This window comes from Paraburkholderia ginsengiterrae (assembly GCF_001645125.1).
In the GTDB taxonomy this organism is placed as follows: domain Bacteria; phylum Pseudomonadota; class Gammaproteobacteria; order Burkholderiales; family Burkholderiaceae; genus Paraburkholderia; species Paraburkholderia ginsengiterrae.
This window is the reverse complement of sequence record NZ_LXKA01000087.1, coordinates 98056-115605: the sequence shown is the minus strand read 5'-3', so window position 1 is coordinate 115605 and position 17550 is coordinate 98056. Positions and strand designations below refer to the sequence as shown.

The window sequence follows — 17550 nt, the reverse complement described above, 5'->3', positions numbered from 1 at the left end:
ATGGGCTTTCGCTCAGGCTTGATTCGTCGGATTTTTTTAAACAGTGACGAATCGAGAAGCGCAAACGTACACAAAAGTATAAAACAAAAGAAATTGCTGAAAATTCACCAAAATATTTTCTTCAATAGTGAGTGGCAGGAAAATCTCATTAATGAAAGTGAAATTGGCGAGTTGCTTTTCCGTTGTTTTGCTTTGAAAATCGGTTCCATCACAAAAATGCGTCCGCCACGTTCGGACGCCTCTCCCGCGAGGACCGCCCGACCAGACATGCGTACAACGCGTGGCGGAAGGTGTTCGCGGAATCACGCGCGCGGCAGGGGACCAACCCGATCCACGTAGCTGCGCAGATTCGTCTACGGGGTAGGCTTCGAACATGCTGGTCATCGCCGTCGTCCACCGTGCGCGCACGCATTCATGCCCGCCCGCCAGTTCCGCCCGTCGCGCCGCACCGCGCGGCCTCCTCGTTCGTCGACGGCGCCCTGTATTCCAGCCAGCGTTGGCACACTTCACCGTTAGCGGGCAGAGCGCACGCTAAAGAAAGCGCCCCCAACTGCCGATAACGCGTAAGACCCCCATTCCGCCTTCCGACCCGCCCATGCCGTTGCCTATTGTGATCGCCGATGATTCGCTGCTTGCCCGCAAGGTGCTCACCAAGGCATTGCCGCCGGACTGGGATGTGGACGTCTCCTACGCATCGAACGGGCGCGAAGCGCTCGGGCTGTATCGCGAGGGTAAAGCGTCAGTCATGTTCCTCGACCTGACCATGCCCGACATGACCGGTTATCAGGTGCTCGAAGCCTTGCAGCATGAGGATCTGAACACCTTCGTCATCGTCGTTTCCGCGGATATCCAGCCGATGGCCCAGTCGCGCGTGCGCACGCTCGGCGCGGCCGCGTTCATCGCCAAGCCCGTGACGCCGGAGGCGCTGGTGCCCATCCTCAAGGAGTACGGCTTGTATGTCTGAGCCCGCCCTCACCGAAGATCAGCGCGACGCGCTGCAAGAGGTCGCCAATCTGGCGATGGGCCAGGCGGCGACGCGTCTGGCGCGGCTGCTCGATGCGTTCATCGAATTGTCGGTGCCGCGCGTGAAGGTCGTGGCGGTCAGCGAGGCGGCGCAGGCGCTGCGGGAAATGACCGGGATCGAAGATACGGTGAGCGCGGTGCGGCAGGGTTTTCGCTCCGACATCAAGGGCGAGGCGCTGGTGATCTGCCGCAGCGACAGCATCGAGCAACTGTGCTCGCTCGTGAGCGACCCCTATTCGCGCTCATCCTACGATGCGGTGAGTCAGAGAGAACTGGTGTTCGATGTCGCGAACGTGCTGACGGGCGCCTGCGTCTCGTGCATTCTCGACCAGCTTGGCCGCACGCCGATTTTCTCCGCGCCGGGTTTGCTCGGCGAAGCCACCACGCTCGACGAGGTGTTCCAGCCCGGCGTGCTGCAATGGGAAGTGGCGCTGCTGGTCGAAGTGAATTTCGCGCTCGAGGACCAGAGCTTCCGCGCGCACCTCGTGATGCTGATGGCCGAAGAGTCGATTCGCCACATGAACGGGGCGCTCGACGCGCTGTTGTCGAGCCTATGAGCGTGCCCGTGGATTCGTTGAGCGATCTGGTGGTCGAACGTGTCGGCTTCGGCATTTTCGTGCTCGATCGCGACATGAACGTGCTCATGTGGAACCGGTTCATGCAGGACCATAGCGGCCTGGCGCCGGAACAGGTGGTCGGCAAATCACTCTTCACGCATTTTCCGGAACTGCCGCGCGTGTGGCTGTCGCGCAAGATCGAAAGCGTGTTTCAGCTCGGCAGTTTTGCGTTCAGTTCGTGGGAGCAGCGCCCGTATCTCTTCAAGTTCGACCATGACCGGCCGATTACCGGCGGTGTCGATTTCATGCAGCAGGACTGCACCTTTATGCCGCTCATGCGCGATCGCGAAGTGGTGGCCGTGTGCGTCACCATTTCCGATGTCACGCACGTGAGCATCGTGCAGCGCGAGCGTGAAGAGGCGGTCGCGAAACTCCAGGAATACGCGGACCGCGACGGTCTGACAGGCATCGCCAACCGCCGTTACTTCGAGGCCCGCCTGCGCGACGAATATACGCGCTGGCAGCGCTACGGCGGCGAGATGTCGATGCTGCTGTTCGATCTCGATCATTTCAAGAAAATCAACGACCAGTTCGGCCATGGCGTCGGCGATACGGTGCTGCGTGTCATGGCGCAACGGGTCGCCGAGGTCGTGCGGGCGCAGGACACGTTCGGGCGTTTCGGCGGCGAGGAATTCGCGCTGCTGCTGCCCTGCACGCCGCTCGACGACGCGATGCGCGTCGCGGAAAAGATCCGTCGCACGATCGCCGACACGCCCGTCGAAGTGCAGGGCACGAGCGTGCCGGTGACCGCGAGCGTGGGCGGTGCGGCGGCCCGGTTGGGCGTGCCGGCGTATGACGTGCTGATCAACGAAGCCGATGCCGCGCTCTACAGCGCGAAGCGGCAAGGGCGCAACCGTTCAGTCGCATTTGCCTGACGGCACGCTGACCTGCCGGAACTGCCTCGTCCCACCCATAAGGCGCCGAATGACGCAGGCTCATCCCGGCTTCGAACACTCTTCCGGCCCCCTATTTGCCCGCGATTCTGCGGCATCTCACAAACGTTGATATACTTTTCGCCGTTTCCGGCCTCCCAGCCGGGTGTTTCGCGCGTGTCCGCGCGCGCGTGCCGCCTGCCCTGCGCAAGCGGCGGGCATACAACTTCTTGAACGCCTTTCAGCGGGCGCCTCCAGCGGAGATCGTCTTGGCTGTTTCCAATCTTGTCGTGGACGATACAGAAATCGACGCCGCTGCCGCCACGTCCGGCAGCTCGTTTTATCTCGCCATGCGCATCCTGCCGGCTGCGCAGCGCGACGCGATGTATCAGGTCTACGCTTTCTGCCGCGCTGTCGACGACATCGCCGACAGCGACATGCCGCGCGCCGAACGCGCCGCCGCGCTCGAGGCCTGGCGCGCCGACATCGACGCGTGCTACGCCGGCGCGCCGCGTGCTTCGCTGCGCGCGCTGACGCGGCACATTCACACGTTTCAACTGCAACGCGAAGACTTTCACGCGATGATCGACGGCATGGCGATGGACGCCGCCGCCGACATCTGCGCACCCGACGAAAACACGCTCGACCTCTATTGCGACCGCGTAGCGAGCGCGGCGGGCCGTCTATCGGTGAGAATATTCGGGATGCAGGACGAGCCCGGCCGTTTGCTGGCGCACCACTTGGGCCGCGCGCTGCAGCTCACGAATATCCTGCGCGACATCGACGAAGATGCGGGCATCAACCGCTGCTACCTGCCGCACGAATTGCTCGCGCGCGAAGGCATCGCGGCGCAGAGCCCCACCCAGATCGCCGACGACCCGTCGCTGCCGCGCGTGTGCGCCACGCTTGCCGAGCGGGCCAAGGAGCACTTTGCCCTGTCCGACGCGATCATGGACCGCGAGCCGCGCACCCACGTGCGGGCGCCGCGCATCATGTCGGGCGTCTATCGCGTGCTGCTCGAACGCACGCTGGAGCGCGGCTTCGACATTCCGCGCACGAAGGTCAGCAAGCCGAAGCTTCGCCTGCTGTGGATCGTCGCGCGCTACGCGCTTTTCTGAGCTGATGCAGCGGCTCGTACACGTGGTCGGTGCCGGCCTCGCCGGCCTGTCTGCCGCCGTGCAACTGCAGCGGCGCGGCGCGCAGGTCGTGCTGCACGAAGCCGCCGGGCAGGCGGGCGGCCGTTGCCGGTCGTATTACGACGCCAAATTGGGCGCGACCATCGACAGCGGCAATCACATGGTCCTGTCGGGCAATGCCGCGACGCTGAACTACACGCGAGCGATCGGCGCCGCCGACGAACTGGTCGGCCCGGCGCAGCCGGAGTATCCGTTCGTGGATCTGGCCACCCGGGCGCGCTGGACCGTGCGCCTGTCGCCGGGGCTTTTGCCGTGGTGGATCTTCGATCCGAACGCGCGCGTGCCGAACACCGGGCCGAGCGATTATCTGGCGCTCGTGCCGCTGCTATTCGCCAAACCCGGGCGCAGCGTCGCGCAGACCATGCGCTGCAACGGCCCGCTGTGGGACCGCCTGCTGCGTCCGCTTTTTCATGCGCTGCTGAACGTCGAGCCGCGCGAAGCGTCGGCTGAGATGACGGCTGCCATGGTGCGGGAGACCCTGCTTGCCGGCGGCCTCGCATGCCGGCCGCTGGTGGCGCGCAACGGTCTTGGCAGCGCCTTCGTCGATCCGGCGCTGCGGCTGTTGCAGCATGGCGGCGCGGCTATCAGGCTGGGATCGCGCCTGGACGACATCGTCTTCGCCCCCGGCAACGGCCGTGTGCAGGCACTGAATTTCGCCGACGAGAGCATCACGCTCGAACCGAACCACGCCGTGATTCTCGCGGTGCCGCCGGAAATCGCGCAGCCGCTCGTGCCCGGGCTGCGCGCGCCAACGCGCTTTGCGGCGACCGCCAACGTGCATTTCGCGTTTGAGCCGCCGTTTGGCCTGCCGCCGATCACCGGGCTCCTGAACGGCACGGCCGAATGGCTGTTCGCCGCCGACGGGCGCCTGTCGGTGACGGTGAACGGCGCTGAACGCCTGCTCGACATGCCGCATGAAGCGCTGGCGGCCACCGTCTGGGCCGAGGTGGCCAAGGCCGCCAGTTTGCCGCTTACGCCCATGCCGGCCTGGCAGGTCGTGATGGACAAACGCGCGACATTCGCCGCGCTGCCGGACCAGGAAACACAACGCCCCGGCACGCGTACCCGCTGGAACAATTTGCTGCTTGCGGGCGACTGGACGGCCACTGGCCTGCCCGCGACGATAGAAGGCGCGATCCGCTCCGGCCAGAAAGCCGCGGATACGCTGCTGAATCAACCGATGGAACGCCGATGAACGACTTTTCTCAAGCCCAGCCGCTGGACGCCGTCCTGCCCGAAATCGCCGATACGGCGCCTGACGCGCCCGCGCCGGCCGTGGCGGGCGAAGCGCACACAGCGTCGCTCGACGCCGCGATCACGCGTGCGACCGATGCGATTCTCGCCGCGCAAAAGCCGGACGGCCACTGGGTCTACGAACTCGAGGCCGACGCGACGATTCCCGCCGAATACGTGCTGCTGGTTCACTACCTCGGCGAAACGCCGAACGTGGAACTGGAGCAGAAGATCGCGCGCTACCTGCGCCGCATCCAGTTGCCGAACGGCGGCTGGCCGCTGTTCACCGACGGCGCGCTCGACATCAGCGCCAGCATCAAGGCGTACTTCGCGCTGAAGATGATCGGCGACCCGGCGGACGCCGAGCACATGGTCCGCGCGCGCGAGGCGATTCTCTCGCACGGCGGCGCCGAAGCCGCGAACGTGTTCACGCGGATTCTGCTCGCGCTGTTCGGCGTGGTGTCGTGGCGCGCGGTGCCGATGATGCCCGTGGAGATCATGTCGTTGCCCATGTGGTTCCCGTTCCATCTGTCGAAGGTGTCGTACTGGGCCCGCACCGTGATCGTGCCCCTGCTGGTGCTCAATGCGAAGCGGCCGGTGGCACGCAACCCGCGCCGCGTGCGGATCGACGAGCTGTTCCGCGGCGCGCCGGTCAACACCGGCATGCCGCAGCGCGCGCCGCATCAGCATGCCGGCTGGTTCCGCTTTTTCCGCTGCGTGGACGGCGTGCTGCGCGCGGTCGACGGGCTGTTCCCGAAAGCCACGAGCGAGCGCGCGGTGCGCCAGGCGGTGGCCTTCGTCGATGAACGGCTGAACGGCGAAGACGGCCTCGGCGCGATTTTCCCGGCCATGGCGAATTCGGTGATGATGTACGACGTGCTCGGCTATCCGGCCGACCATCCGAATCGCGCGATTGCGCGCCAGTCGATCGACAAATTGCTCGTTATCAAGGATGACGAAGCATATTGCCAGCCGTGTCTTTCGCCGGTGTGGGACACCTCGCTCGCGGCGCACGCGCTGCTCGAAACCGGCGAGACGCGTGCCGAACAGGCTGCCGAACGCGGACTCGCGTGGCTGCGCCCGCTGCAGATTCTCGATGTGCGCGGCGACTGGATTTCGCGCCGTCCGAATGTGCGGCCTGGCGGCTGGGCCTTCCAGTACAACAACGCGCACTACCCGGACGTCGACGATACGGCGGTGGTGGCGATGGCGATGTACCGTTCGGCGGCGATTACGAAGTCCGATGTCGATCGCGAAGCCATTGCGCGCGCGCGCGAATGGGTGGTCGGCATGCAAAGCAGCGACGGCGGCTGGGGCGCGTTCGAGCCGGAAAACACGCAGTACTACCTGAACAACATTCCGTTCTCGGATCACGGCGCCCTGCTCGATCCGCCTACCGCGGACGTGTCCGGCCGGTGCCTGTCGATGCTCGCGCAAATCGGTGAACTGCCGCAGGGCAGCGAGCCGGCGCAACGCGCGTTCGACTACATGCTGAAGGAGCAGGAATCGGACGGCAGCTGGTACGGCCGCTGGGGTCTGAACTACATCTATGGCACGTGGACCGCGCTGTGTTCATTGAACGCAGCCGGCATGCCGCACGACGACCCGCGCATGAAGCGCGGGGCACAGTGGCTCGTATCGATCCAGAACGAGGACGGCGGCTGGGGCGAGGGTGGCGAGAGCTACAAGCTCGACTACCACGGCTATGAGCGCGCACCGAGCACGGCCTCGCAAACCGCGTGGGCGCTGATGGGCCTGATGGCGGCGGGCGAAGTCAATCACGAGGCGGTGGCGCGTGGCGTCGCGTATCTGCAGCGTGAACAGCGCGAGCATGGCTTGTGGGACGAAACGCGTTTCACCGCGACCGGCTTCCCGCGGGTGTTCTATCTCCGCTACCACGGCTATCGCAAGTTCTTCCCGCTGTGGGCGCTGGCGCGTTTCCGTCATCTGAAGCGCAACGGCCTCACGCGCGTCGCGGTCGGGATGTAACCGCATGCCACGCTCGATAACACCGTTAACCGCTGACGGCCGCTCTGCCTTGCCGGTGATCGTGGTCGCGGGCATGGCCTTCGAAGCGCGGATCGCGCGCGGCGAAGGCGTCGAGGTGGTCTATGCGGCGCGCGCCGATCTGCTGGAGCGTGCGCTGAGCGCGGCGATGGCGCGCGGTTGCTCGGGCATTGTGAGTTTCGGTACGGCGGGCGGTTTGGCGCCGGATCTGGAAGCGGGTTCCCTGATCATCGCGGACGCCGTGGCGGGGCCGTTGGGGCGTCTCCAGACCGATCGGGCGTGGGCGGACCGGCTGGCGGACGCAATCGCGGCAGGGCCGCTTGCAGCGCGCCTGCGGCGCGGCCTCATGGCCGCGGTCGCCGCCCCGCTGGTGAGCGCGAGCGACAAGGACGCGCTGCATCGCTCGAATGGCGCTTTGGCCGTGGATATGGAGTCGCACATTGCCGGCACGGCAGCCGCCGCGCATGGTGTGCCCTTCGCCGTGTGCCGGGCCATCGTCGATCCGGCTTGGCGCACGCTGCCTTCCGCCGCCACGGCCGGTCTGCGCGACGACGGCAGCACGGCGCTCGGGCCGATTCTGCGCGAGTTGATGCGGCAGCCGTCGCAGATCGGCGCGCTCATTCAATTAGCCGGCGACGCCCGGGCGGCGCGTATCGCGCTGGTTCAGGCGCGCCGCGCGATGGGCGCGGCCGGGGCTTTGCGGATGGCGGCGATTGCCTGACACACCGCCGGAAGCGGGCCCCTCGCCGGACAACGGGACAACGACCGGCTTGAGTGCCCGCAGCACGCCTTTTTCTGATTCTCTTTCCCTACTGCGAAACCGGTGCTGAGGCCGGCTTGGCGCCGTCAGCCGGTGCGGGCTGCGGCGTCGGCACCGTCGCGCCTGAAGCGGCGGCGGGCGCGGCCGGGTTCGAGCCCGCTGCGCCGCTCGCGGGAGCCTCGCCTGGATCGCTGTAGTCAGGCACGCCTGCCGGTGCTCCTGTGGCGGCGCCAGAGGCCGCATTCGGGGCTTGCGCGGCGTCGCCCGGATCAGCGTAGTTCGGCAGGCCGCCGGCCGCCGGTGCGGCCGCTGCCGGCGTGGCCGACGCGCCAGAATCGCCCCCTTGGTCGTCATAGTTCGGCAACGGCGCCGCATTTTCGTTCGTGCCGCGCAGACGCGCCTTGCGCTGCTGCGTGTAGGCATCGCGCACGAACGAGTACTTGTCCAGCGCGGCCTGTTCCAGCAGGCTGCTCGCACCCAGCAGGTCGGAGCGCACGCTCACGAACTGCAGCACGTACAGCGGATTGCGCACCGCCGGTTCCACGTAGTTCAGAGGATTGAACTTCACATCGACGATCAGTCCCATGCTGTCACGCACCGTGCTCGGACCGAACAGCGGCAGGACGAGATACGGGCCCGACGGAACGCCCCAATGACCCAGCGTCAGACCGAAATCCTGGTGATGCTTGGGCAGGCCGGCCGGCGTCGCCCAGTCGAGCAGGCCCCCTAGGCCGAAGGTCGAGTTGAACGCGAAACGCACGAAGTCTTCGGTCGCGTCGGTGATCTTCAACTGCAGCAGCGCGTTCGCGGCGTTGGTCAGGTCGCCCAGGTTCGAAAAGAAGTTGCTCACGGCGGTGCGCAGCGGCTGCGGCGTCACTTTCTGGTAGCCCTTCGCAACCGGAACCGCGACGTAGCGGTCCACCCCGTCGTTGAAACTGAATATCGCCCGGTTCATGGGTTCGAGCGGGTCGCCCGGCTTGCGGTCGGGACCGGTGGCGCAGCCAGAGATCAGACCGGTGGCGGCGAACGCTAACACGGTGTTACGCAGCTTCATGCTTATTTTTCCTTTTTGCTTCGCGCAAGATGCGGGCGCGGCTTACCCATCAGCACGGGCTGAAACACCACTGCACCGATCAGCGTGCAGAACAACGACAGCGCCAGCAGCCGCCCCATACTGGACGTGCCAGGATGGTGCGACAGCCACAGGCTGCCGAACGCCGTCGCCGTGGTTGCGGCGCTGAACAGCACGGCATGCGTGAGGCTCGACTGCAGGAGGCTGGTCTGGCCGTGGCGCCATGCCATCACGAAGTAAATCTTAAACGCTACGCCGACGCCAAGCATCAGGGGCAACGCGATGATATTCGCAAAGTTCAGTGGCATACCGAACACAACGCACAACTCCAGCGTCACGAGCGCCGAGACCAGCAGCGGAACCAGCGTGCGCAGCATGTCGCCAAACCGCCGCAACGCGACCCACAGCAGGATCGCAATCGAGATGAGCGCGTAGGCGGCGGCTTGCAGGAACGCCTTGATGATGGTGTCCGCCGAATGCAGGATCGAAATCGGCCCGCCGATCGCGCCCGGCTCCGCCTTCTTCACCTCGTGGGCAAAGCGGGCCAGCACGGTGTCGTCGCTCGGATCGGCGCCGGGTTTCACCTTCGGCGAAATGTCGATGAGGGCGTGGCCGTCCTTCGACACCCAGCTGCTGGAGATCTCCTTGGGCAGGTTGTCGCGCGTGATCTCGGTGGGCTGCAGCAGGTCGGCCAGTTGCTTCAGCGCGATGCGCAGTGTCTCGGACATCGCGGTCTCGGCGCGATCGCGCGTGGCCGCGTCGGCGGCCGCCAGCTTCTGCAGCGTGGCAGACAGATGCTTGGCTTCGGCGGCGCCGGGGCCCGGGTGATCGTCGGCGGCGAGCGAGAGCTGGTTCGATGTGCGCTTGAGCGCGTCGACGCGCACCGCGTCCGTCGCCTGCGGGGCGGGCTGCTGCAGCAGCGCCGGCAGGAGTTGCTGCGCCGCGCTCGCGATCAGCATCAGCTTTTGCTGCTGCTCGGTGGGAACGAAGGTGTCGAGCGTGGTCACGCGGCCCACTTCCGGCAGCGTGCGCAGATGGGCGGCGATCCGGTCGGCGTCAGCGAGCGACGGCGCCAGTGCCTGCACGTTGTTGACGGCGGCTTCCGGTGAATCCTTCAGCGACAACAGCGTCGCCATCGACTCCGTATGCGGGTCCTTCAGATGCAGCGGATTGAAGTCGAAACGCAGATGCGTCAGCAACGGCGTGGCGCCGATCACGACGATGAGCGTGCCGATCAGCACCGGCTTGCGATTGCGGTCGAGGAAATCGTCGACGGGCGCGAGCTGCCTGAAGCCGGGTGAAGCGGCCTCGCCGGGCGGCTTGAAGAGCTTGATCAGCGCCGGCAGCAGCGACATGTTGGTGAGGTACGCGACGAACATGCCGACGCCCGCGATTTCACCCAACTCCGACACGCCACGGTATGCCGTCGGCAGGAACGAGAAGAAGCTCAGCGCCACCGCGACCGCGGCAAGCGTCAGCGGCACGCCGATGCTGTGCGATGTATGCATCAGGGCGGCGGAAAGCCGGTTGTCGCGATTGCGCTCCTCGCGGTACTTGACGCCGAACTGCACGCCGAAATCGACCCCGAGCCCGACGAACAGCACCATGAAGGCGACCGAAATCATGTTGAGCGCGCCCACCAGCAGCAGACCGAGCGCCGCGGTGATCGCCAGTCCGACGAACAGCGTGATGAACACCGCGACGATCATGCGGCCCGAGCGCAGCGCCAGCCACAGAATGATCAGCACGACGATGAAAGTGCCAATGCCGTTGAGCACCGCACCATCCTGGACCGACGCGAACTCTTCATCCGCGAGCGGCTGTTCGCCGGTCAGACGGATGGTGGCGCCGAAGCGCGAGTCGAGGTGCAGCGACGCGGCGGTGTCGCGGATTGCCTTGGACGCTGTAGCGCCCGCCTCAAGCGCGTCGTAGTTCAGGACCGGCTGCACGACGACGAACGCGCGCGCCGGATTGGTGGCCGTGCTCTTATCGACCAGCGCGCGCCACGAGAAGGCCGCCGGCTGGCCGGCCAGCACGCGGTCGAGCGTGTTCGCGCTTTGCGATAGCAGGCCGCTCATGTCGCCGAGTTTCACCTGGCCGAGCTGAAGCGGCAGCAGCAGGCTGGTGGTGAGCGTGCCGGCGAGGCCGGTCAGGCTGGGATCGTGGGCGAGGGCGTTGACGAGCGGGCGGGACTGGACGAGCTGCGAGGTGGTGGACATCACGTCGTCGATGGACGGGAACAGCAGCCCGTTGTGTTCGAAGAACGGACCGCCGGCGGGCTGCGACACCGAGACGAATTCCTTGGGATCGGCCTTGAGGGCGGTAGTCAGGGCATTGGCGGCGGCGTCGGCGAATTCCGGCGCGCGCGCTTCGACCACCACCAGTACCGAGTCGCCCCGATCCGGGAAGGCCTTGTCGATGGCGTCGCCGAGCGACGACCATTGCTTGTCGTTCTCGACGAGACGGCTGACGTCCGTGTTGATCTTGAAGTTGTTGACAACGTAGATGCCGCTCAGAACGGCGAGCACGAGCGACAGCGCGGCGATCCGATACGGATGGCGCACCGAATAGGCGACGAGACGGACAATGAATGGCTTCAGCATGTAGGCGAAAGTAGCCTTGTTACGGACGTAGTTTTTGAAGAAAGTGCACAAGTATACAGAGCCGGAGCGGTCCGACTCGTATTTGACAGCACGTGCGGTTCCCGGCGTGGCTCATTGGGGTGGGAACGCAATCTCGGTATACTGGTCTATCCTGCTTTCGCCAAGAGCTCGCGGGCTCGGTGGCGCTTACTTCTTTCAGGTTCTGGCGAGCGTATGAAACGTTATCTGTCTGCTTTTCTGGCTGCGGCCGTGGTGTCCACGGCGGCCTATGCGCAAACTGCGCCCGACGCGGTTGTCAAAAGTGCAGTCGAGGGCACGGTAGCCGCGATGAAGGCGGATCCGCAGGCGCGCGGCGGCGACATGGCGAAGATCACCCAGCTGGTCGAGACGCGCTTCGTGCCGGCCACGGACTTCCAGCGCACCACGCGCATCGCCGTGGGCAAGGCCTGGAGCACCGCCACGCCTGAGCAGCAGAAGCAGCTTTATGAGCAATTTTCGCTGCTGCTCGTACGCACCTATGCTGCCTCGCTGTCGCAACTGCGCGACCAGGACGTGAAGTTCAAATTCTTGCCGGCCAGCGCGGCGGGCTCGGCCAATGACATCGTCGTTCAGTCGCACGTGATCAGCAACGGCGGCGACGACGCGATCGACTACCGCCTCACCAAAGGGCCGTCCGGCTGGAAGATTTACGACATCAACATGATGGGCGCCTGGCTGATCCAGGTGTACCAGACGCAGTTCGCCGATCAGTTGTCCAAGGGCGGTGTCGATGGATTGATCAAGTTCCTGACCGCGCACAACGCGCGCAGCGCCGGGTAAGCATGGATCGCCTCGCGGGTTAGGGGGCATAAAGAAAAAGCGCGGTGGCCATCGAGCCACCGCGCTTTTTTTGTGCTCACATCCAGCCGCAAGCAGACTTCAGGGGCGGCACCGCACCGCCCCGGCGGCCGTTCAGTGCGCCGCTGTCGCTGCCCGCACGTTCTTGCCCGTGCCGGCGACCTTGATCTCTTCCAGCTTGATCTCGACGTGGCGGGAGAAGACGTACTCGGCGGGACGCTGCTTATCCAGCGGAATGTCCTTGGTGAACGCGCCCGAGGTCTTCGGTCCGCGCAGACTCACCTTCAGCGCCTTCAGCGGATGCGCCACCGTATCCATCACGGCCGTCGCTTCGAAACCGCAGTGCACCATGCAGTCGGCGCACTTTTCGTAGTTGCCCGTGCCGTACTTGTCCCAGTCGGTGGTTTCCATCAGTTCCTTGAAGGTCTTCACGTAACCTTCGCCGACCAGATAGCACGGCTTTTGCCAGCCGAACACCGTACGCGCCGGGTTGCCCCACGGCGTGCATTCGTAGGTCTGGTTGCCGGCGAGGAAGTCGAGGAACATGGCCGACTGGCTGAACGACCAGTTCTTGCCGTTGTTGCCGCGCTTGAAAATCTCACGGAACAGATGCTTGGTCTTGTCGCGGTTCAGGAAGTGCTGCTGATCCGGTGCGCGCTCATACGCGTAGCCCGGCGAGACGGTGATGCCGTCCACGCCCATCGGCCCGAGCGTATCGAAGAACGCAGCAACGCGTTCCGGCACGGCGTCGTTGAACAGCGTGCAGTTGATGTTCACGCGGAAACCACGGCGCTTCGCTTCCTTGATGGCGGCAACAGCCTTGTCGTACACGCCTTCTTGCGACACCGAGTGATCGTGCGCCTGCTGATCGCCGTCCAGGTGGACCGACCAGACGAAGTACGGATTCGGCTCGTAGTCGTCCATCTTCTTTTCCATCAGCAGCGCGTTCGTGCACAGGTACACGAACTTCTTGCGCGCGATGATGCCCTTGACGATCTCCGGCATTTCCTTGTGCAGCAGCGGTTCGCCGCCTGCGATCGAGACCACCGGCGCGCCGCACTCGTCGACGGCGCCAAGGCATTCTTCCAGCGACAGGCGCTGGTTCAGGATGGGATCCGGATAGTCGATCTTGCCGCAGCCGTTGCAGGCGAGATTGCAGCGGAACAGGGGCTCCAGCATCAGGGCGAGCGGATAGCGTTTGTTGCCGGACAGATGCTGACGCATGATATAGGCGCCGACCCGGACTTTCTGTAGCAGCGGAATAGACAAAACGTCCTCCTTAAACTTCGCGCGCAGCGAGTGGTTGCATCAGTTTCGATGGCAACTTGAATTCGACCTTTTCTTCACGGCCCGCCATCGTCGTGACATCGACAGGCCCCAATGCGCTCAGCGCATCGATTACGTTCTTCACCATCTCTTCCGGCGCTGAAGCGCCGGCTGTAATGCCGACGGTTTGCACGTTCGCAAACCATTCCGGCTTCACTTCCGAACCGTCGGCGACGAGATAGCTCGCCACGCCGCTTTCGCTGCCGATCTCGCGCAGCCGGTTCGAGTTCGAACTGTTGGTTGCGCCCACCACCAGCAGCACATCGACCTGCTTGCTCAACTCGCGCACCGCCGCCTGGCGGTTTTGCGTGGCATAGCAGATGTCGCGCGTGTCAGGACCGACGATGTCGGTGAAACGGCGCAGCAGGGCGTCGATAATGCCACGCGTGTCGTCCACGGAGAGCGTGGTCTGCGTGACGTAAGCGAGCGGTGTATCCGCCGGCAGGTCCAGATGCGCGACCTCGGCCTCGCTTTGCACCAGCAGTACCTTGCCGGGAATCTGGCCGATCGTGCCTTCCACTTCCGGATGCCCGGCGTGGCCGATCAGGATCAGCGTGCGGCCGGCGCCGACATACTGGCGCCCCTGCACGTGGACTTTGGTGACCAGCGGGCAGGTCGCGTCCAGCACGTCGAGCCCGCGCGCTTCCGCGTCGCGCTCGACGGTTTGAGCCACACCGTGGGCGCTGAAAATCGCCACCGCGCCTTGCGGCACTTCATCGAGCTCTTCGACGAAGCGCGCGCCCTTCTGACGCAGATTCTCGACTACGTGCCGATTGTGAACAATCTCATGGCGTACGTACACGGGTGCGCCGTGTTGCTGTAACGCACGATCGACGATCTCGATTGCACGAACAACACCCGCACAAAAGCCGCGGGGCTGAGCAAGGATGACTCGCATAAGTTGGCGAACTCCGACTGACGCGGGTTTCGAAGAAGTCGGTAAATATGACTTTATCGCCGCGATCATCTAGTTAGTTGACGTCTTGAGCCCCGGCAGCGGGCCGGTACAGCAAAACCAAACGCGCATTCTAACGCTATCAGGCCGGCTTTGCTTCGACGTGCCCGCCGGGTGTTGGACGGGCGCCAAAGGAACCAGCCGATCTTACGCGATATTGCACTTGCGGCGCCCGCGGCACGGGCGGTCAGCCGGACCCGGCACAGCGATCCGGGCACAGCGGGCCTGGCAAAGATTACACGCTGCACCGGTCGAACGGAACCCTTAAACTACGCAGTTCGCGGCGCTTGGCGCCAGTATTACAAAAGGGTTTCGAGGCTCGCTGGATGGACGTCGATCAATACGAAAACTTTCCGGTCGCGAGCGTGTTGCTGCCAAAGGCGCTGCACGCGCCTATCGGCGTTATCTATCAGGTGGTCCGCACGGCCGCCGACATTGCCGACGAGGACGACTGGAGCGCGGCCGAACGGCACGCCTGTCTCGCCGATTTTCGCGCGGGTCTCGACGCGGTGGCGGAGCGGCGCGCGGCGCCGGTGCATCCGCTGCTGTTCGGCAAGCTTGCCGGCGTGGTGGCGCAGCATCAGTTGCCGCTCGCGCCGTTCTACGAACTGCTCGACGCGTGCGCGCGGGACATCGACACCCCGCGTTACGCCGACCGGGCCGCGCTGCTCGGCTATTGCCGCCTGTCCGCGAACCCGCTGGGGCATCTGATGCTGCATCTGATCGGCGCCGGCACGCCGGAGAATCTCGCCGACGCCGACGCGATCTGCACGGCGTCGCAGTTGATCGGCTTGTGGCTCGACGTGGCCGCCGACTGGAAAAAAGATCGTGTGTATCTGCCGCTCGCGGATTTGCGGCGCTTTAATGTCACCGAGGCGCACATCGCCAAAGGTGTCGCCGACGACAACTGGCGCGCGCTCATGGCGCACGAAGTATCCTTCGTGCGGGACACGCTGGTGCGCGGCGCGCCGCTCGCGTTGCGCATCCCGGGGCGGCTGGGTTTCGAACTCTGCGGCGCCGTTCAGGGCGGTCTGCGCTTCCTCGAACGGATCGAGCGCGCGGACTACGACGTGTTTCGCGCGCGGCCAGTGCTTAATACATTTGACTGGTGCGTTGTCGCGGCGCGCACTGTGGTGATGTGGCTGTCACGGCGCGTTGGGGTCGAGGCGCGCTCAATCGAGGGTAATGTTTAATGGCAGTGGTTCTGTTTCTTCTTTCGTGTCTTTCGCTGTTGATCTGGTGCGTGCTGCTGTTCGCACGCGGCGGCTTCTGGCGCGCGCGTCCTGCCGCGCCGCTAACGATCGGGCCTCGCGAATCATGGCCGGCGGTCGCTGCCGTCGTGCCGGCCCGCAATGAAGTCGATGTGATTGGCGAGGCGGTCACCAGCCTGCTGCAGCAGGACTATCCGGGCGAATTCCACGTGATCGTGGTCGACGACCACAGCACCGACGGCACCGCCGACGCCGCGCGTGCCGCCGCGTTGCAGCTGCAATGCCCCGGCCGCCTGACGGTGCTGAGCGCGAAGCCGCTGCCGCCGGGCTGGTCGGGCAAGGTCTGGGCGCAGTCGCAGGGCATCGAGGCCGTGCGCACGCTCGGCCTGCCGGCGGACTTTCTTCTGCTGACCGACGCCGACATCGGCCATCCCGCCGACGCGGTCGTGCAACTCGTGGCGCGCGCCGACGCGGAACAGCGCGACCTCGTCTCGCTGATGGTCCGTTTGCGCTGCGACTCGTTCTGGGAAAAGGCGCTGATTCCGGCCTTCGTGTTCTTCTTCGCCAAGCTGTATCCGTTCGCGTGGGTCAACAACCCGCGCAATCGCACGGCGGCCGCCGCGGGCGGCTGCATGCTGGTGCGGCGTGGCGCGCTGGAGGAGGCGGGCGGCATCGAGTCGATCCGCGCCGAGCTGATCGACGACTGCAGTCTCGCCGCGCGCATCAAGCATCGCGGCACGGGGCGTCATGCGATCCGGCTGGATGTGGCGGCGCGCAGCGTGTCGCTGCGTCCATACGATAGCTGGCGGGATATCTGGAACATGATCGCGCGCACGGCATTTACCCAATTGCGTTATTCGCCGCTGCTGCTGGCCGGAACGCTGGCCGGCATGACGATCATCTATCTGATGCCGCCGGTGGCCGCGCTGGTGCTCGGACCCACGGGCTGGCCCGCGTGGCTCGCGTGGGCGGCCATGTGCTGCGCGTACGCGCCGATGCTGAGCTACTACCGCCGCTCGCCGTTGTGGGCGCCGTTCCTGCCGCTGGTCGCGCTGTTCTATGTCGGCGCGACGTTCGCGTCGGCGGTGCGCTACTGGCGCGGTAAGGGTGGCCAGTGGAAGGCGCGCGTTCAGGCGCCCGTGCAGGAGCGCTGAGGCGGCGCGCGAAATGAAGGGTGTGACCTGAATGAAAAAAGCGGCGCTCGGGCACCGCTTTTTCGTATCAGGCTTTGGTCAGCATCATGTAGAGCTGGATCACCATGTCGGGCGAGAAGGAGAACGGCACCCAGCCGTGGCCGGTGTGGCGCATGACCAGCAAACGGTCGCCGTTCGACTGCTTCTGAACCGCCATGACCGGATTCTTCGTCGATACGAAGCGCCAGCCCGGCGGAATGCCCGGCGGCGGCTCCGGCGTCATCGAGGCGCGCGCGTTCGACAATTCCTCGATCAGCTGGCCGATCTGCTCCGTGCGTAACGCGACCGTCTGATCGCCGATCGTCATGGTGATCTCGTTCTGCGCGGGTCGATTGATTTGGAGCGTGGGCTGGGGCTTTTGAGCCGGCGCCTCGTTCTCTTCAACGACCGCCACGGTCTCGGCCGCAGGCGCATCCGCCTGGGGTTCGGCCGCGGCCTGTTCCGCCGGCACGTGCTCGGCGGCGTTGTTGGCGGGTGTCTCGGGAGTGTTTTTGGCCTGCGGGGCCACGACAGCCTGAATGAGCTGATCGACGCCCATTTCCAGTGCGCCGAGCTGTTCGTGAAGATTCATGCGAGGTTTCTCTGGTAAGACCCACGATTTTACCTGCTGCGCGTAGGCTTTTACCTTTCGCTAACACAGTGACG

General features: G+C 65.2%; 16 protein-coding genes. 10 read left to right on the top strand and 6 right to left on the bottom strand.

All coding sequences use genetic code 11. The annotated features are described in order from the left end of the window. Positions 1–36: 36 nt before the first annotated feature. Complete coding sequence (locus tag A6V37_RS40475; RefSeq protein ID WP_157447852.1) at positions 37–375, bottom strand: hypothetical protein; 339 nt, start codon at positions 373–375, stop codon at positions 37–39. A 220-nt stretch (positions 376–595) separates the two neighbouring features. On the opposite strand from A6V37_RS40475, the gene A6V37_RS06690 reads away from it, so the two are divergent. The 7 genes from A6V37_RS06690 (at position 596) to A6V37_RS06660 (ending at position 7669) form a co-directional block, all read left to right on the top strand. Continuing rightward, positions 596–964, top strand: a complete 369-nt coding sequence (locus A6V37_RS06690; protein WP_064271182.1) for a response regulator — start codon at positions 596–598, stop codon at positions 962–964. Beyond that, positions 957–1580 (top strand): chemotaxis protein CheC, encoded by a 624-nt coding sequence (locus tag A6V37_RS06685; protein WP_064271183.1) that lies wholly within the window; start codon positions 957–959, stop codon positions 1578–1580. Before A6V37_RS06690 ends, A6V37_RS06685 begins: the two co-directional genes overlap by 8 nt. Then, positions 1577–2515: a sensor domain-containing diguanylate cyclase gene (locus tag A6V37_RS06680; RefSeq protein WP_064271184.1), complete on the top strand. Its 939-nt coding sequence runs from the start codon at positions 1577–1579 to the stop codon at positions 2513–2515. The genes A6V37_RS06685 and A6V37_RS06680 overlap by 4 nt, the downstream gene beginning before the upstream one ends. 266 nt (positions 2516–2781) lie before the next feature. Next, a complete protein-coding gene (gene hpnD / locus A6V37_RS06675; protein WP_064271185.1) occupies positions 2782–3630 on the top strand; it encodes a presqualene diphosphate synthase HpnD in 849 nt (282 codons plus the stop codon). A 4-nt stretch (positions 3631–3634) separates the two neighbouring features. Next, positions 3635–4903, top strand: a complete 1269-nt coding sequence (gene hpnE / locus A6V37_RS06670; RefSeq protein WP_064271186.1) for a hydroxysqualene dehydroxylase HpnE — start codon at positions 3635–3637, stop codon at positions 4901–4903. After that, a complete protein-coding gene (shc, locus tag A6V37_RS06665) occupies positions 4900–6930 on the top strand; it encodes a squalene--hopene cyclase (protein ID WP_064271187.1) in 2031 nt (676 codons plus the stop codon). Before hpnE ends, shc begins: the two co-directional genes overlap by 4 nt. 4 nt (positions 6931–6934) lie before the next feature. Further along, on the top strand, positions 6935–7669 hold the full coding sequence (locus tag A6V37_RS06660) for a phosphorylase (RefSeq protein WP_064271188.1): 735 nt from the start codon (positions 6935–6937) through the stop codon (positions 7667–7669). Positions 7670–7757: 88 nt separating this feature from the next. Here the strand turns inward: A6V37_RS06660 and A6V37_RS06655 are convergent, their stop codons facing one another. Next, the gene (locus A6V37_RS06655) at positions 7758–8762 is read right to left on the bottom strand and encodes an MlaA family lipoprotein (RefSeq protein WP_064285868.1); all 1005 of its coding nucleotides are present in this window, start codon (positions 8760–8762) and stop codon (positions 7758–7760) included. Between the two features lie 2 nt (positions 8763–8764). Then, positions 8765–11383, bottom strand: a complete 2619-nt coding sequence (hpnN, locus tag A6V37_RS06650; RefSeq protein WP_064271190.1) for a hopanoid transporter HpnN — start codon at positions 11381–11383, stop codon at positions 8765–8767. Between the two features lie 213 nt (positions 11384–11596). On the opposite strand from hpnN, the gene A6V37_RS06645 reads away from it, so the two are divergent. Then, positions 11597–12202 carry an MlaC/ttg2D family ABC transporter substrate-binding protein gene (locus A6V37_RS06645; protein WP_064271191.1) on the top strand — a complete coding sequence of 202 codons (606 nt, stop codon included), beginning with the start codon at positions 11597–11599 and terminating at the stop codon, positions 12200–12202. Between the two features lie 132 nt (positions 12203–12334). On the opposite strand, the gene hpnH is transcribed toward A6V37_RS06645, so the two are convergent. Together hpnH and ispH are read right to left on the bottom strand one after the other, a co-directional pair. Then, positions 12335–13489 carry an adenosyl-hopene transferase HpnH gene (hpnH, locus tag A6V37_RS06640; RefSeq protein ID WP_064271192.1) on the bottom strand — a complete coding sequence of 385 codons (1155 nt, stop codon included), beginning with the start codon at positions 13487–13489 and terminating at the stop codon, positions 12335–12337. Between the two features lie 10 nt (positions 13490–13499). After that, positions 13500–14444, bottom strand: a complete 945-nt coding sequence (ispH, locus tag A6V37_RS06635; RefSeq protein WP_064271193.1) for a 4-hydroxy-3-methylbut-2-enyl diphosphate reductase — start codon at positions 14442–14444, stop codon at positions 13500–13502. A gap of 383 nt (positions 14445–14827) precedes the next feature. Here ispH and hpnC point away from each other — a divergent pair, with 383 nt between their 5' ends. Further along, a complete protein-coding gene (gene hpnC / locus A6V37_RS06630; protein WP_064271194.1) occupies positions 14828–15694 on the top strand; it encodes a squalene synthase HpnC in 867 nt (288 codons plus the stop codon). Continuing rightward, positions 15694–16866, top strand: a complete 1173-nt coding sequence (locus A6V37_RS06625) for a glycosyltransferase (RefSeq protein WP_064271195.1) — start codon at positions 15694–15696, stop codon at positions 16864–16866. Before hpnC ends, A6V37_RS06625 begins: the two co-directional genes overlap by 1 nt. A gap of 67 nt (positions 16867–16933) precedes the next feature. On the opposite strand, the gene A6V37_RS06620 is transcribed toward A6V37_RS06625, so the two are convergent. Further along, positions 16934–17476: a hypothetical protein gene (locus tag A6V37_RS06620; RefSeq protein WP_064271196.1), complete on the bottom strand. Its 543-nt coding sequence runs from the start codon at positions 17474–17476 to the stop codon at positions 16934–16936. Between the last annotated feature and the right edge of the window lie 74 nt (positions 17477–17550).

Excerpts from the sequence above, each read along its gene's own strand:
- A6V37_RS40475 (WP_157447852.1), bottom strand. The coding sequence starts at position 375 with ATGTTCGAAGCCTACCCCGTAGACGAATCTGCGCAGCTACGTGGATCG.
- A6V37_RS06690 (WP_064271182.1), top strand. The coding sequence starts at position 596 with ATGCCGTTGCCTATTGTGATCGCCGATGATTCGCTGCTTGCCCGCAAG.
- A6V37_RS06685 (WP_064271183.1), top strand. The coding sequence starts at position 957 with ATGTCTGAGCCCGCCCTCACCGAAGATCAGCGCGACGCGCTGCAAGAG.
- A6V37_RS06680 (WP_064271184.1), top strand. The coding sequence starts at position 1,577 with ATGAGCGTGCCCGTGGATTCGTTGAGCGATCTGGTGGTCGAACGTGTC.
- hpnE (WP_064271186.1), top strand. The coding sequence starts at position 3,635 with ATGCAGCGGCTCGTACACGTGGTCGGTGCCGGCCTCGCCGGCCTGTCT.
- shc (WP_064271187.1), top strand. The coding sequence starts at position 4,900 with ATGAACGACTTTTCTCAAGCCCAGCCGCTGGACGCCGTCCTGCCCGAA.
- A6V37_RS06660 (WP_064271188.1), top strand. The coding sequence starts at position 6,935 with ATGCCACGCTCGATAACACCGTTAACCGCTGACGGCCGCTCTGCCTTG.
- A6V37_RS06655 (WP_064285868.1), bottom strand. The coding sequence starts at position 8,762 with ATGAAGCTGCGTAACACCGTGTTAGCGTTCGCCGCCACCGGTCTGATC.
- hpnN (WP_064271190.1), bottom strand. The coding sequence starts at position 11,383 with ATGCTGAAGCCATTCATTGTCCGTCTCGTCGCCTATTCGGTGCGCCAT.
- A6V37_RS06645 (WP_064271191.1), top strand. The coding sequence starts at position 11,597 with ATGAAACGTTATCTGTCTGCTTTTCTGGCTGCGGCCGTGGTGTCCACG.
- ispH (WP_064271193.1), bottom strand. The coding sequence starts at position 14,444 with ATGCGAGTCATCCTTGCTCAGCCCCGCGGCTTTTGTGCGGGTGTTGTT.
- hpnC (WP_064271194.1), top strand. The coding sequence starts at position 14,828 with ATGGACGTCGATCAATACGAAAACTTTCCGGTCGCGAGCGTGTTGCTG.
- A6V37_RS06625 (WP_064271195.1), top strand. The coding sequence starts at position 15,694 with ATGGCAGTGGTTCTGTTTCTTCTTTCGTGTCTTTCGCTGTTGATCTGG.
- A6V37_RS06620 (WP_064271196.1), bottom strand. The coding sequence starts at position 17,476 with ATGAATCTTCACGAACAGCTCGGCGCACTGGAAATGGGCGTCGATCAG.